This is a genomic window from Pseudomonas sp. NPDC086112 (assembly GCF_044746425.1).
In the GTDB taxonomy this organism is placed as follows: Bacteria; Pseudomonadota; Gammaproteobacteria; order Pseudomonadales; family Pseudomonadaceae; genus Aquipseudomonas.
In genome coordinates this window covers 15,898-28,990 of sequence record NZ_JBIVCD010000041.1, presented here as the reverse complement: position 1 = coordinate 28,990, position 13,093 = coordinate 15,898, and the positions used below count along the sequence as shown (strand labels likewise).

Annotated in this window: 16 protein-coding genes; 5 read left to right on the top strand and 11 right to left on the bottom strand. The window is 60.1% G+C overall.

Features of this window, described 5'->3' with window-relative positions:
• Nucleotides 1-94: 94 nt before the first annotated feature.
• Complete coding sequence (locus tag ACIPLA_RS23290) at nt 95-382, top strand: SelT/SelW/SelH family protein (RefSeq protein ID WP_192345668.1); 288 nt, start codon at nt 95-97, stop codon at nt 380-382.
• On the opposite strand, the gene ACIPLA_RS23285 is transcribed toward ACIPLA_RS23290, so the two are convergent.
• Nucleotides 376-1,269, bottom strand: coding sequence for a DMT family transporter (locus ACIPLA_RS23285; RefSeq protein WP_218394146.1), 894 nt, complete (start codon nt 1,267-1,269; stop codon nt 376-378). The genes ACIPLA_RS23290 and ACIPLA_RS23285 overlap by 7 nt on opposite strands.
• A gap of 237 nt (nt 1,270-1,506) precedes the next feature.
• Nucleotides 1,507-2,265 (bottom strand): AraC family transcriptional regulator, encoded by a 759-nt coding sequence (locus tag ACIPLA_RS23280; RefSeq protein ID WP_401176313.1) that lies wholly within the window; start codon nt 2,263-2,265, stop codon nt 1,507-1,509.
• A gap of 136 nt (nt 2,266-2,401) precedes the next feature.
• Between ACIPLA_RS23280 and ACIPLA_RS23275 the strand changes: the two genes are divergently transcribed.
• On the top strand, nt 2,402-3,217 hold the full coding sequence (locus ACIPLA_RS23275; RefSeq protein ID WP_218394148.1) for a UDP-2,3-diacylglucosamine diphosphatase: 816 nt from the start codon (nt 2,402-2,404) through the stop codon (nt 3,215-3,217).
• Nucleotides 3,218-3,332: 115 nt separating this feature from the next.
• On the opposite strand, the gene ACIPLA_RS23270 is transcribed toward ACIPLA_RS23275, so the two are convergent.
• Nucleotides 3,333-3,923: an HD domain-containing protein gene (locus ACIPLA_RS23270; protein WP_218394149.1), complete on the bottom strand. Its 591-nt coding sequence runs from the start codon at nt 3,921-3,923 to the stop codon at nt 3,333-3,335.
• A 157-nt stretch (nt 3,924-4,080) separates the two neighbouring features.
• The gene (locus ACIPLA_RS23265; RefSeq protein ID WP_401176309.1) at nt 4,081-4,392 is read right to left on the bottom strand and encodes an Mpo1-like protein; all 312 of its coding nucleotides are present in this window, start codon (nt 4,390-4,392) and stop codon (nt 4,081-4,083) included.
• A gap of 158 nt (nt 4,393-4,550) precedes the next feature.
• Between ACIPLA_RS23265 and ACIPLA_RS23260 the strand changes: the two genes are divergently transcribed.
• The gene (locus tag ACIPLA_RS23260) at nt 4,551-5,612 is read left to right on the top strand and encodes an AraC family transcriptional regulator (RefSeq protein WP_218394151.1); all 1,062 of its coding nucleotides are present in this window, start codon (nt 4,551-4,553) and stop codon (nt 5,610-5,612) included.
• On the opposite strand, the gene ACIPLA_RS23255 is transcribed toward ACIPLA_RS23260, so the two are convergent.
• The gene (locus ACIPLA_RS23255; protein ID WP_218394152.1) at nt 5,569-7,023 is read right to left on the bottom strand and encodes a TrkH family potassium uptake protein; all 1,455 of its coding nucleotides are present in this window, start codon (nt 7,021-7,023) and stop codon (nt 5,569-5,571) included. The genes ACIPLA_RS23260 and ACIPLA_RS23255 overlap by 44 nt on opposite strands.
• 122 nt (nt 7,024-7,145) lie before the next feature.
• Here ACIPLA_RS23255 and ACIPLA_RS23250 point away from each other — a divergent pair, with 122 nt between their 5' ends.
• Complete coding sequence (locus ACIPLA_RS23250; RefSeq protein ID WP_401176305.1) at nt 7,146-7,712, top strand: NAD(P)H nitroreductase; 567 nt, start codon at nt 7,146-7,148, stop codon at nt 7,710-7,712.
• A 98-nt stretch (nt 7,713-7,810) separates the two neighbouring features.
• Here ACIPLA_RS23250 and ACIPLA_RS23245 read toward each other — a convergent pair whose 3' ends face one another.
• From ACIPLA_RS23245 to ACIPLA_RS23220, 6 genes are all read right to left on the bottom strand, one after another.
• On the bottom strand, nt 7,811-9,151 hold the full coding sequence (locus tag ACIPLA_RS23245; RefSeq protein WP_123495960.1) for a cell wall metabolism sensor histidine kinase WalK: 1,341 nt from the start codon (nt 9,149-9,151) through the stop codon (nt 7,811-7,813).
• 175 nt (nt 9,152-9,326) lie between these two features.
• Entirely contained in the window at nt 9,327-9,776 is a 450-nt protein-coding gene (locus tag ACIPLA_RS23240; protein WP_401176302.1) for a Spy/CpxP family protein refolding chaperone, read from the bottom strand.
• Between the two features lie 255 nt (nt 9,777-10,031).
• On the bottom strand, nt 10,032-10,709 hold the full coding sequence (locus ACIPLA_RS23235; RefSeq protein WP_008010984.1) for a response regulator transcription factor: 678 nt from the start codon (nt 10,707-10,709) through the stop codon (nt 10,032-10,034).
• A 7-nt stretch (nt 10,710-10,716) separates the two neighbouring features.
• Nucleotides 10,717-11,130 carry a translation initiation factor 2 gene (locus ACIPLA_RS23230; RefSeq protein WP_218394154.1) on the bottom strand — a complete coding sequence of 138 codons (414 nt, stop codon included), beginning with the start codon at nt 11,128-11,130 and terminating at the stop codon, nt 10,717-10,719.
• A gap of 110 nt (nt 11,131-11,240) precedes the next feature.
• Nucleotides 11,241-11,540: a YciI family protein gene (locus tag ACIPLA_RS23225; RefSeq protein ID WP_008074905.1), complete on the bottom strand. Its 300-nt coding sequence runs from the start codon at nt 11,538-11,540 to the stop codon at nt 11,241-11,243.
• 1 nt (nt 11,541) lies between these two features.
• Nucleotides 11,542-12,138, bottom strand: coding sequence for a septation protein A (locus ACIPLA_RS23220; protein WP_123495966.1), 597 nt, complete (start codon nt 12,136-12,138; stop codon nt 11,542-11,544).
• Nucleotides 12,139-12,225: 87 nt separating this feature from the next.
• Between ACIPLA_RS23220 and ACIPLA_RS23215 the strand changes: the two genes are divergently transcribed.
• Nucleotides 12,226-13,089, top strand: coding sequence for a PHP domain-containing protein (locus ACIPLA_RS23215; RefSeq protein WP_401176297.1), 864 nt, complete (start codon nt 12,226-12,228; stop codon nt 13,087-13,089).
• The last annotated feature ends 4 nt before the right edge of the window (nt 13,090-13,093 follow it).

The window sequence follows — 13,093 nt, the reverse complement described above, 5'->3', positions numbered from 1 at the left end:
GTCATCGTTCTTCGCGGGCAAGCCTCGCTCCTACAGCATCAGGGGCAAGGCGGCTATTATGGCGACGCCCCCAGGCCCAGGAGTTTTGCCAATCATGACCGCACGTAAACCGGAAATCGTCATCACCTATTGCACGCAATGCCAATGGCTGTTGCGCGCTGCCTGGCTGGCCCAGGAACTGCTCAGTACCTTCGGCGATGACCTGGGCAAAGTGTCTCTGGTGCCCGGCACTGGCGGAGTTTTTCACATTTTCTGTGACGATGTGCAGCTCTGGGAGCGCAAGGCCGACGGTGGTTTTCCCGAGGCCAAGGTGCTCAAGCAGCGGGTCCGTGATCAGATCGATCCGGACCGCGACCTGGGTCACAACGACCGCCCTCAGTGAGACGCGGCTTCTACCGCCACGGCGCTCTTGCTTGAACTGCCGGACAACCGGCTCGAAACCACGATGGCCACGATGATCAGCACGCCGCCGATCAGCATGCGCAGCGTCGGGTTTTCATCGAACAACAGCCAGGCCAGGGTGATGCCGTAAACCGGCTCCAGAGCAAACACCACTGACGCGGTACGGGCTTTGATCACCGCCAGGCTGGCGACGAACAGGCTGTGGGCGACGCCGGTGCAGAACACCCCGAGCAGGCCGATCCACAGCCAGTCGATGGCGCGCACTTCGCTCAACTGCGGTACCGCCACCGGCAGCAGACAGATCGCTACCACTACGTTCTGACACAGCGCAGCCTGCACCGGCGGAATTCGTCCGGAGCTGGCACGGTTGGTCAGGGACAGCAGGGCGAACAACAAGCCGGAAGCCACCGCCCACAACAGGCCAGTGGTGGCGCCGCTGGCCAGATCGAAATCCGGCGTGACCAGCACCAATCCAACACTGACCAGCACCACCAGCAGGATTTCGTTGGCGCGGATGCGCTCGCGGAAGATCAGCCCTTCGAGGATCACGGTAAACGCCGGGAAACTGGCAAACCCCAGTGTCGCGATTGCCACCCCGGCGACCTTCACCGCGATAAAGAAACTCACCCAGTGCCCGGTCAGCAGCAAGCCACTGAGCAGCAGGCGACGCAGGTCCACGGCGTCGAGTTTCTGCCAACGGGTACCGCTTGCGAACCGTGCGAAAAACGCCAGGGCGAGGACAGCAAACGCGGCACGGCCGAACACGATGATGGCCGGCGAAGCGGCGGCGAGTTTGCCGAATACGCCGGTCAGGCCGAACATCAGTGCACCGATATGCAGAGCGCCGAGGGCGGTACGGGGAGTCATTGCAATCCTTGATGAAAGTAGTGAGCGAAGCCGACGACATCCTCTCAGATACCGCGGTCTTCTGTAGCAGCTGGCGAAGCCTGCGTTCGAGCGCGAAGCGGTCGTAAAACCAGCGCATGCGCAGTGCCAGGCAAACCACATTGTTCCGATTGCGACCGCTTCGCGCTCGAACGCAGGCTTCGCCAGCTGCTACATTTAATCGCGCAGCGCTTGGTTATGTCTGTCGCCAGACTCGCGTCATTTGTCGCCAGCCTCGCGGCGCAATTTACCGGGTGAGGCGCCGAACTCACGCAACACTGCCGCGGCGAAAGCACTCTGCGAGCTGTAGCCGACCCGACAGGCGATCTCGCCAATGGGCAGCGCCGAATTGCGCAACAAGCCAACGGCAATGTGCAGCCGACGACTGCGAATGTAGTCCATCGGCGTTTGCCCGCATTCCGCCACGAACCGTGCATGCAACCGGGCACTGGACAGCCCGGCAATGCGCGCCAGATCGGCGACTTGCAGTGGATAGGCCGCGTATTGATCGATGTGCGCATTCAGCGCTGCATAGGGCAGGCGCCGACCGCCCACACTGTCGGGTTTGGCGTTGTTCAGGCTGGCCAGCAACAGCACCGCGCCTTGCTGCGCAATCAGCGGATCTTTGATCTGACTGCCTGCCAGCCAACTCACCAGTTGGCTTTGCCCGGCGTCCAGCGACAGGCGCCCGGCATTGTCGAGCAAGCGGCGACTGGCTTCGGCGTGATCGCCAAGGGACTGCGAAACCCACTGGTCGCTCGGCACATCCAGCACCAGGCAACGACTGCCATGGGCGCTGTCGCAGGCATGATGCGCGCCCGACGGCACCACCACGAAACTCTGCTGCACCACCTGACTACCACGCCCTTCGACCTCGAAGTCCAGCGCGCCCGACAGCCCGAACACCAGTTGCGCGTGGTCGTGGCTGTGGACGATCAGGTCGTGGGTGTACTGGCGTAGCGTGAGGATCGGTCTCATCGCAGGTCTCCTGTGCAGGTCGCCAGTCTACACCGGGTGCGGCCCGACTCGCGCTGTCACAAGACTGACTTGCCACTGTCATGGGCAATTCACTCGACCGGCGCAAGCTTGCCAAAACTTGTCCTGAGGGTTGCCCATGACCAGCGCCGAGCTCGCCAAACCCAGCCGTAAGCAACGTGTGCGGACCTTGTGGATTTCCGATGTGCATTTGGGCACCCGGGACTGCCAGGCCGAACACCTGTCGCAATTTCTCAAGGGCTACCACACCGACAAGATCTACCTGGTCGGCGACATCATCGACGGCTGGAAACTGCGCAGCGGCATGTATTGGCCGCAAGCGCATACCAATGTGATTCGTCGCCTGCTGACCATGAGCAAGCGCGGCACAGAAGTGATCTACGTTACCGGCAACCATGACGAATTCCTGCGCCGTTATTCGAAGCTGATTTTGGGCAATATCCAGCTGGTGGACGAAGCCGTGCATGTGACCGCCGATGGCCGTCATCTGCTGGTGATTCACGGCGACCAGTTCGACGTGATCACCCGTTACCATCGCTGGCTGGCGTTTCTCGGCGACTCGGCCTACGAATTCACCCTGACGCTCAACCGCTGGCTCAACCATTGGCGTGCCCGTTATGGCTACGGCTACTGGTCGTTGTCGGCGTACCTCAAGCACAAGGTCAAGACAGCCGTCAGCTTCATCAGTGATTTTGAAGAAGCCATCGCCCACGAATGCGTCAAACGCGAGTTGCACGGGGTGGTGTGCGGGCACATTCACCATGCCGAGATTCGCAAGGTCGGCGAGGTGGATTACCTCAATTGTGGGGATTGGGTGGAGTCGTGCACGGCACTGATCGAGCATTGGGATGGCTCGATCGAGCTGTATCGGTTGGCCGATGCCCAGGCAAGGGAGGCGGAATTGAAGGCGGTGAAGGTCGCAGAGCCGGCGTGACCGATCCGACGCCTTTGCGGGCAAGCCTCGCTCCTACGGCACGATACTGTGACCGTCGCCTATCTGTAGGAGCGAGGCTTGCCCGCGAAGGGGCCCGCCCGGACACCCAGATTAATCAGGCTGGCGCGTGCTCTTCCATCGCCGCCTTGTAAATCGAATTCTTCGGCTGCGCAAACAGCCGTTCCACCATCGGCTCGAAGAAGCTCAGCGGCAGCGTGTCGTACGCTGGATCAAACGCCGCCGCATCGTACCGGGCGCAAAACTCGATGGTCGCCTGATACTGCGGATGACCGCTGAATTGCTCGCGCAAATGCCGATCCATGCCCAGGTGATGAAAAAAGTAATAACCCTGGAAAATCCCATGCTTCTCCACCATCCACAGGTTCTCGGCGCTGATGAACGGCTTGAGGATCGCCGCGGCGATGTCCGGGTGATTGTAGGAGCCCAGCGTGTCGCCGATGTCATGGAGCAGGGCGCAGACCACGTATTCTTCGTCGCGACCATCGCGCCAGGCGCGGGTGGCGGTTTGCAGGGAGTGGGTCAGACGATCCACCGGGAAACCGCCGAAATCCCCCTCCAGTAACTTCAGGTGCGCCACGATCCGTTTGGGCAATTGCCGGGCATAGGCGCTGAAATCTGCGGCGATGATCGCCCAGTCTTCCTGTGTGCCGTCCTGCATATGGGTAAAACGGGCATGGGCATTCATCGGCTATCCTCTTGTTCTGATCGAAAGGGATGTTTTGAGTGTAGGACTTGGATCCAACGCTGCATTGGCTACACAAGACGCTTTTGTGGCCCATGGAGCCTAGGGGGCGTTCTCAATTAGTTCCGGCGCGGAGGGGAAACTAATTGAGAACGCCCCCCTAGAACGGCACGCGACCCAGAATCATGTCGCGGTACATGACGAAATCGCCGAGCAGGCTGTAAAGAGGATGCTGGAAGGTGGCAGGGCGATTCTTCTCGAAGAAGAAATGCCCGACCCAGGCGAAGCTGTAACCGGCCAGCGGCAGGGCCAGCAACATCCACCAGGCGCCGTTGCCGATGGTCAGCGCCAGAATGAAAATAACCAGAGAGGTGCCGACAAAGTGCAATCGTCGACAGGTGCTGTTGCGATGTTCGCTGAGGTAATACGGGTAAAACTCAGCGAAGCTATTGAAGCGCTTGATGTTTTCCACGACTGCGATCTCTGTGGTGGCTGTGCACGCGACAAGTTGCTCTGCGGGTAGCTTATTTAAGTCTAGAGTGATCATTGGTATCAGCCAGTGACAATAGGCGCCACTTTAGTATCCTTGGGTATTGGGTCGTGGCATGCGGCCATTACGTAGTAAACGCCATGAGCGAACGAACGACTTCTGCAAGCTGGGCGATGGGGATTGTCAAAGCACTGGAAATGGACGGCCTGGATTGCCGGGTTCTGTTCAAGCAGCTAGGGCTCGACTATGCGGCACTGGATGACCCGGATGCGCGCTTCCCGCAAGATTCCATGACGCGGCTCTGGCAGCGCGCGGTCGAGCTGTCCGGCAACCCGGCGATCGGCCTGAACATGGGCAAGGTGGTGCGACCGGCGTCCTTTCATGTCGCCGGTTATGCGTTGATGTCCAGCCAGACCCTGGCTGAAGGCTTTCAACGTCTGGTGCGTTATCAGCGAATCATCGCCGAAAGTGCCGACTTGAGTTTCCGATTGCTGGATGAGGGTTATGCGCTGATTCTGACGGTCCATGGCGATCACCTGCCGCCGACCCGACAGAGTGCCGAAGCATCAATGGCCTGCGCCCTGGCACTTTGCGGCTGGCTGACCGGCCGTACGCTGCAGCCGCGCAAGGTCTTGCTGCAAGGCGCTAACCCTGTTGATCTTGAACCTTATAAACAAGCCTTTCATGCTCCGTTGATGTTCAACGCGCCTTATGACGCCTTGATCTTCGAGCGCGCCGACATGGAGGCACCGCTACCCACCGCCAACGAGGCCATGGCGCGGCTGCACGACCGGTTTGCCGGCGAGTATCTGGCGCGGTTTTCCGAGAGCCGCGTGACCCACAAGGCACGGCAGGTGTTATGCCGTCTGCTGCCCCAGGGTGAACCCAAGCGTGATACGGTGGCCCAGACGCTGCACTTGTCGCAACGCACCTTGCAGCGGCGCTTGCAGGAAGAGGGCACGAGTTTTCAGACCTTGCTGGATGACACCCGACGTGAACTGGCCGAGCAATACCTGGCGCAACCGAACATGACCCTGCTGGAAATTGCCTACCTGCTGGGGTTTGCCGATCCGAGCAACTTCTTCCGCGCCTTCCGACGCTGGTTCGATTCCACGCCCGGCGAATACCGGACGCGGCTGATGGAAGCGCCCATGCGGATTAGTGACGCCAGAACGCCGGGATACACAGGACAAACACCGTAATGATCTCCAGCCGGCCCAGTAGCATACCGAACGAGAGAATCCACTTCGCGGCATCCGGCAGGCTGGCGAAGTTACCCGCCGGGCCAATCGTTTCGCCAAGCCCCGGGCCTACGCCAGACACCGTGGCGGCCGCGCCGGTCAGCGCGGTCATCCAGTCCACGCCCAGTAGCGACAGCAGCAGTGCGATGACGCAAATGGTGATGGCGAAGAAGAACGAAAAGGTCAGGATCGAGCGCACGATCTCTTCGTCGAGACGGTGGCCGTTGTATTTCTGCTTGATCACCGCGCGCGGGTGAATCAACTGGTTAAGGTTGGCCTTGAGCAGAATGTAGGCAACCTGGAAGCGAAAAATCTTGATCCCGCCAGCGGTCGAACCCGAGCAGCCGCCAACAAACCCCAGATAAAAGAACAGCATCAGTGAGAAGTTGCCCCAGAGGCTGTAATCCCCCAGTGCAAAACCGGTGGTGGTCACCACCGACGTCACGTTCAGCGCCACATGCCGCAAGGCTTCCAGCCAATGCAGCTGGGTAGTCCACCAGTACCAGGTGCCGAGCACCAGCCAGGTCACCAGCAACATACCGAGCAGCCCTTGAACCTGTTCATCCTTGATCAGTGCCCGACGGTTACCGCGTAACGTGGCGACATACAGGGTGAACGGCAGGGCACCGAGAATCATGATGACGATCGCGACCCAATGCACAGCAGGCTCCGGCCACTTGGCCAAAGACTGGTCGGAGGTCGAGAAACCACCGGTGGAAATCGCCGACATCGCGTGGTTGATCGCATCGAACGGACTCATCCCGGCCCACCAGAACGCCAGGCTGCCGAAAATGGTGATGCCGACGTAGGCCGCAACGATCAAACGCGCCACCATGTGCGAACGGGGCATGACTTTTTCGGAACGGTCCGACGACTCGGTCTGAAACAGCCGCATGCCACCGATGCGCAGCAGTGGCAGAATCGCTACCGCCATGCCGATAAAACCGATGCCACCAATCCAGTGCAGCAATGAACGCCACATCAGGATGCCGGGGGACATGTTGTCCAGGCCGTTGAGCACCGTCGCTCCAGTGGCGGTAATGCCGGACATGCTTTCGAAGAATGAGTCGGTGTAGCTGATGTGCTGGGTCAGCAGGAACGGCAGGGCGGCGAAGATGCACACCACCAGCCAGCTACTGACGGTCAGCAGGTACATGTCTCGCGGACGCAGATGGATGTGCTCGGGGCGCCCGGGTATCACCAGGGCCAGGCCGGCGACAAAGGTAATCATGCTGGCCCAAAGGAACGACGGCAGGTCGCTGGTGCGTTCGAAGATCACCAGGGTGGCCATGGGTATAACCATGGCGATGGCCAGCGTGATCAGGAAGATGCCGATGATGAAACCAATGATCCGTAAGGTCGGCAACGCCATGAAATCCGCTCGGGCTGATAGTAAGAAGGGCGCCATTCTACCTGCGGGGCAGGGCATGTAAACCGACGCCGTCGCGACAGTTGACGCTAGAATAGCCAAACATTTTCTACAGGAGGTGGCCGATGCAGGCTCTCGACGCTTTGCTCAACCGTGTTTCCGTCCCACGACTGCTTGATCCGGCACCCACTGCCGAGCAGCGCGAAGTGCTGTTTGCCGCCGCGATGCGCGCACCAGACCATGGCCACTTGCAGCCTTGGCGTTTCCTGACAGTCGAAGGCGCAGCGCGCGAGCAAATGGGTGAGTTGCTGGCCGAGGCGGCGAAGCTGCAAGACAGTGATGTGTCCGAAGCCTTGCTGGACAAGGCGCGCAACGGCCCGCTGCGTGCGCCGCTGGTGATTGTGGTGATTGCGCGTTTGCAGGAGCACGCCAAGTATCCCAAGTCCGAGCAACTGTTGGCGGCCGGTTGTGCAGCTCACGGGATTTTGCTGGCGGCCTATGCGCAAGGCATTGGCGCGGTGTGGCGCACCGGTGAGCTGGCTTATTCGGCGCATGTGGCCAAAGGTTTGGGATTGGCGGAAGGGGAAGAGGTGATTGCGTTTCTTTACCTGGGCACGCCGCAGAAAGAACCGCGGGTGGCGGAGAAGGTCGATCTGGCCGAGTTTGTCAGCGCCTGGCCCGGTAAGGCCTGAAGATCAAATGCTTCGCGGGCAAGCCTCGCTCCTACAGGTAATCTGGCGATCATGTAGCCCACACAATCCTGTAGGAGCGAGGCTTGCCCGCGAAGCTTTTAAGGCTGCACCACAGCCCCCGGCACCAACGGCAATTCAAGGCTGGCAACAAATCCGCCCTCCGGATGATTGGCCAGCACCAGACTGCCGCCATGGCGCTCCGCCGCACGACGCGCAATGGCCAGCCCGAGGCCATGCCCGGCCGCTGTCTGCCCCGGTGCCCGATAGAAGGGTTCAGCCAGCTGATTCAAATGCTCGGTTTCTACGCCGGGACCGTGATCGCGCACGCTGACGACAATCCTGTCGCCCTGGCGAGACGCCTGCATTTCAATCGGTTGCCCGACCGGGTTAAAGCGCTGGGCATTGCGTAGCAGGTTGTCCACGGCACGCTCGATCATGGTCGGCCAGCCTTTGAGGTTCAGTTGTGGCTCGACCTCAAGGTGCACGTTCTGCTCGGGCGAACCCAACTGCGCATCTTTTTGCAGGGTAGTGAGCAGCGCATTGAGATCGACCTCTTCAGCACTGGCGTTGTCGGCATCGACGCGCGCCAGTACCAGGATTTCGCTGATCAACGCTTCCAGTCGATCGCATTCACGGGTCAGGCGTGGCCAGAGTTTTTCCCGCTCCTCAGGGTTGGCCCGCTCGGCCAGCGCCAACGCAATGCGCAGTCGGGCCAGAGGTGAACGCAACTCGTGAGACACGTCCCGCAGTAATTGCCGCTGGCTGCCGATCAGGCTTTGCAGGCGTGCGCCCATGCGATTGAAGTCGTTGGCCAGCACACCGAATTCATCGCGGCGGTTGGCCAGTTTCGCCAGGCTGTTTTGTTGATACGTTGTCTGCCCCAGGTCATGCACGGCGCTTCGTAAACGGCTCAGTGGTCGCGTGATGGAAAAGGTCACCAGCAAGCTGAACAGAGTCAACACCACCAGTGCGATGCCCAGTGCACTCAACGGCCAGAGCAGGCTTTCGCGGTGCCAGGCGTCCAGTTCCGGGTGCGGGACGCGATAGATCAGCAGATAGGTGTCGCCTGTCTTGGCGCTGGTGTATTCATCGGTCAGACGCCGCCATGGCAGGCGTCGATCATCGTTGTTCTGTCGTGCTTCGAAGGCCGCCGCCCGCCGTGGAAAGGTACCGCGTACCACCGGGTCACCTGCCTCGTTGAGCACTTGAACGTTGATGTGATACTGACGCTTGCGCTGTTCCAGAATGTCCTGGGCGGCTTCTTCTCCCTGGCTTTCGTAGGTTTGCGTCCACTGTTCGGCCAAGGTGTTGAGGCCAGGGTGGCGACTGAGAATCCACGCGTCCTGGTTGAGCATGTGCCCGAGCAGAATGGAAAGCCCTGCAACCAGAGCGATGGCCAGCCAGAAGCTGGCCAGAATACGCCAGAACAATGAGCGCACAGAAAATCCTCAAACAAGCACAAATCCTTGTGGGAGCGGGCTTGCTCGCGAAGGCGGTGTGTCAGTCAGCAAAATGCTTTACCTGACACACCGCCTTCGCGAGCAAGCCCGCTCCCACATTAGACTGAGTGGCAACAGACCCAACGGGTTAGCCGTCGGGTCCGGGGTTAGCGCATTATTGCGCTTTTTGCGCTTGCTGCGCTTTCCAGGCCTTGAACTCGGCCCATTCAGCGCGACGCTCAGCCTTTTTCTTCTGGATCTCGTCGAATTGCTTCTGTTGATCCGGTTTCAGCAGTGCGCGAACGTCGGCTTCGGCTTTCTTGTGCTTGGCCGCCATCTCGTCTTTCAGGGCTTTCTGATCGGCTGGCGAGAGTTTTTCCAGGTACTTGTCGACCAGTTGCTGACGCTCATGCATCTGCTCGCCCATGATCTTGCGGATTTGCTCGCGCTGTTCGCGGCTCAGGTCCAGTTGGCTGTAAGGGCCTTTACCGTGCATGCCGTGCATCTGACCGCCGTGGCGTGAGCCGTCCATGTGGTCACCCATGGAACCTGCGCCTTCAGGCATGGCCATGGCAACGGTCGGCAGGGCGGCAGCAAACATCAGAGCGATAAGAGTCTTGCGCATGGTGTATCTCCTTGTCTCGTTCCCGGTACGTTCCGGATGTGTGCAGATTACGCAGATCAAGGTCAGCGGCGGTCAGCGGAGCGTAAAGCTTGGGTAAAGACGATTTTCTACCTTCCTGACAATTCCAACACTTCGCCGATTTCTCTCTGACGAAACATGGCCTTTGTAGCAGCTGTCGAGCCCCAGCGAGGCTGCGTTACAGAGCCGAACGCAGCCTCGCTGGGGCTCGACAGCTGCTACAAAGGCGCGTCAGATTCAGAGGCTGTAGTAGTAACCACGACTGCGCAGGGCCACGATGCGTGGGCGACCGTCGGGGTGTGGGCCGATTTTTTTGCGCAGGTTGCTCACGTGCATGTCCAGGCTGCGGTCGTACAGGGTCAGTTTGCGACCGAGGGCGATTTGCGCCAGCTCCTGTTTATCCAGCGGTTCGCCGGGCTGCTTGAGCAAGGCTTCGAGCAGGCGGCTTTCGGAGACGGTGAGGGTGAATTCCTGTTCATCGATGCTGACCACGCCACGCACCGGGCTGAAGCACAAGTCACCCAATTCGAGCTGGCTGGAAACTGCCGTCGGATGACTGCGGCGCAACACTGCGCGCAGGCGGGCTGTCAGTTCCCGCGGGTCGCACGGTTTGGCCAGGTAATCATCGGCACCGAGTTCCAGGCCGAGGATGCGGTCCAGCGGTTCGCCACGGGCCGAAAGCATCAGCACCGGCAAATCCGGATGGTCGCTGCGCAGTTGCTTGAGCAGTTCCAGGCCACTGCCGTCCGGCAGCATCACGTCCAGCACCACGGCCGCCGGGGACGTTTCAGCCAACGCACGACGCGCGCTCTGGCCATCGTGGCAGGCACGGACCTGAAAGCCTTCCTGGCTCAGCCAACTGCTCAGGAGCTCACACAGCTCCTGGTCATCATCAATTAGTAACAGCTCGCTCATCACTCACTCAATTTAGCCATTGCCGACGTTTTCTGGTTGCACCACTGGCGAAGATACCGCAGAGAAGGGCCAATAGCGCTACTGCGCCCCCAATCACGAACCATTGCTGCTGATCTGTCAGCAGGCGTGGCAGCGGGCTGCTGGCCTGAGCCTCCTTGAGTTGCAGCTTGAGGCGCTGATTCTCCTGGCGCAACCGGCTCAACTGAGCGCTTTCGCGTTCGCTATCGGTATTTTGCAGTTGTTTGTTCAGTTCTTCTCGTTGCTGTTCGCTTGCCTTCAAGCGCTGCTGCAACTCGGTGATCTGGCTGCCGGCGCTCAAGGACAGCGGCGTCGAACTACCGCCATTGGCGCTTTCTTCACCATGGGCGGGCGCCATGATCGACAACGTCACCAACATCAGACACAACGGACCTTTGCGCATCGCAACTCCTGATTCCAATACGAGTATTGGGCAGGTTGTCGGCCGGTAAACGAGAATAATGAGCGATTGAACGCGCGATGAACCGACAAGGTTCATCGCGCTGAAGGACTTTACGGCAGGACTTGCTTGAACGGCTTGACCAAAACGTTGGCGTAGACGCCTGCGGCAATGTACGGGTCGGCATCGGCCCAGGCCTGTGCGGCGCTCAGCGAATCGAATTCAGCGACGATCAGGCTGCCGGTGAAACCCGCCGCGCCCGGATCATTGCTGTCGACGGCCGGGTGCGGGCCGGCCAGTACGATGCGACCTTCGCCTTTAAGCACTTGCAGGCGCTCAAGGTGCGCAGGCCGTGCGGCCAGGCGGGCTTGCAGGGAGTTGGCGACGTCTGTGGCAATGATTGCGTAAAGCATGTCAGTCCTCGGTTTTTGGCGTGGTGGTATCGGCGTCGTGCAGGTGGCGGGACAGGTAAATGCCCTGGGCGACCAGGAACAGCAACGTCATGCCCAGGCTGCCGAAGACTTTGAAGTCGACCCAGTAGCTCTGGAACGTGAACGCAACGAACAGGTTGGCGGCGCCGCAAAACAGGAAAAACCCGATCCAGGCGATGTTCAGACGGGTCCAGACCGGCTCTGGCAGGGTCAGCGCGTGGCCCATGATGCGTTTGATCAACAGTTGATCACCGATGAAGTGGCTGCCGATGAACCCGAGGGCGAACAGCCAGTTGACCACCGGGGCTTTCCATTTCAGGAACGTCTCGCTGTGGAACGCCAGGGTCAGGCTACCGAAGACCAGGCAGGCGATGAGGGTCAGCCACTGGCTCTTCTCCAGCTTGCGCTGCTTGATGAACAGCGTGCCGTAGACCACCAGGGAGCTGATGATCAGCACGGCGGTGGCGCTGTAAATACCACCGACAGACAGTTGATAACCGCCGATATCGACGACCCGTGGATCGATTTTGAAGACGATGAAAAACAGCAGAAGCGGGATGAAGTCGATGAATTGTTTCACAGTGGCAGCCAGAAGCAGGATGTGGCGGCATAATAACAAACATATTGACGCGCGATAGCGTCAGCTGATTTGAGGTTACACAGTCCTGTGAATGTTGATTTGCACTGCCATAGCACGGCTTCCGACGGCGCCCTCGCGCCTGCGGTACTGGTTGCGCGTGCGTTCGAGAAAGGCGTGCGAGTCCTGGCCTTGACCGATCACGACACCCTTGAGGGCCTCGATGAGGCCCGTAGCGCCGCGACGGCGCTGGGGATGCAACTGGTCAATGGCGTCGAATTGTCCTGCACCTGGGGCGGGGCGACCATTCATGTTTTGGGCTACGGTTTCGACGTCAATGCGCCGCCGTTGGTCGAGGCCATCGCAACATTGCACGATGGCCGCTGGCTACGGTCCGAAGAAATAAGCCGCAAGTTGGCGTTGAAAGGCATGCCGGGGGCGCTCGACGGCGCTCGGGCCATTCAACAGGAGCTGGGCGACAGCGGCAACGCGCCGGCCCGTCCGCATTTCGCCGACTGGATGGTGCGTGAAGGTTTCGTCAAGGATCGCGCCGAAGCGTTCCGCAAATGGCTGGGCGCCGGCAAACTGGGCGACGTCAAACAACACTGGCCGACCCTGGAAGACACCGTCGCAACCCTGCGCGCCGCGGGTGCCTGGGTCAGCCTGGCGCATCCCTGGCACTACGATTTCACTCGCAGCAAGCGTCGTCGCCTGATTGCCGACTATATTCAAGCAGGGGGCCACGCAATAGAAGTGGTCAATGGCCATCAACCCGCCGAGCAGGTGGGCAGTTTGGCGATTCTAGCCCGCGAGTTTGGTCTGCTGGTCAGCGCCGGCAGTGATTTTCATGGCCCTGGAGGCTGGTCCGAGATCGGTGAATACCGCCCGCTCCCGGAGGATCTGCCACCACTGTGGTGTCGATTCAAACATGACCCAATTATTGCCGTCGTCTGAACAG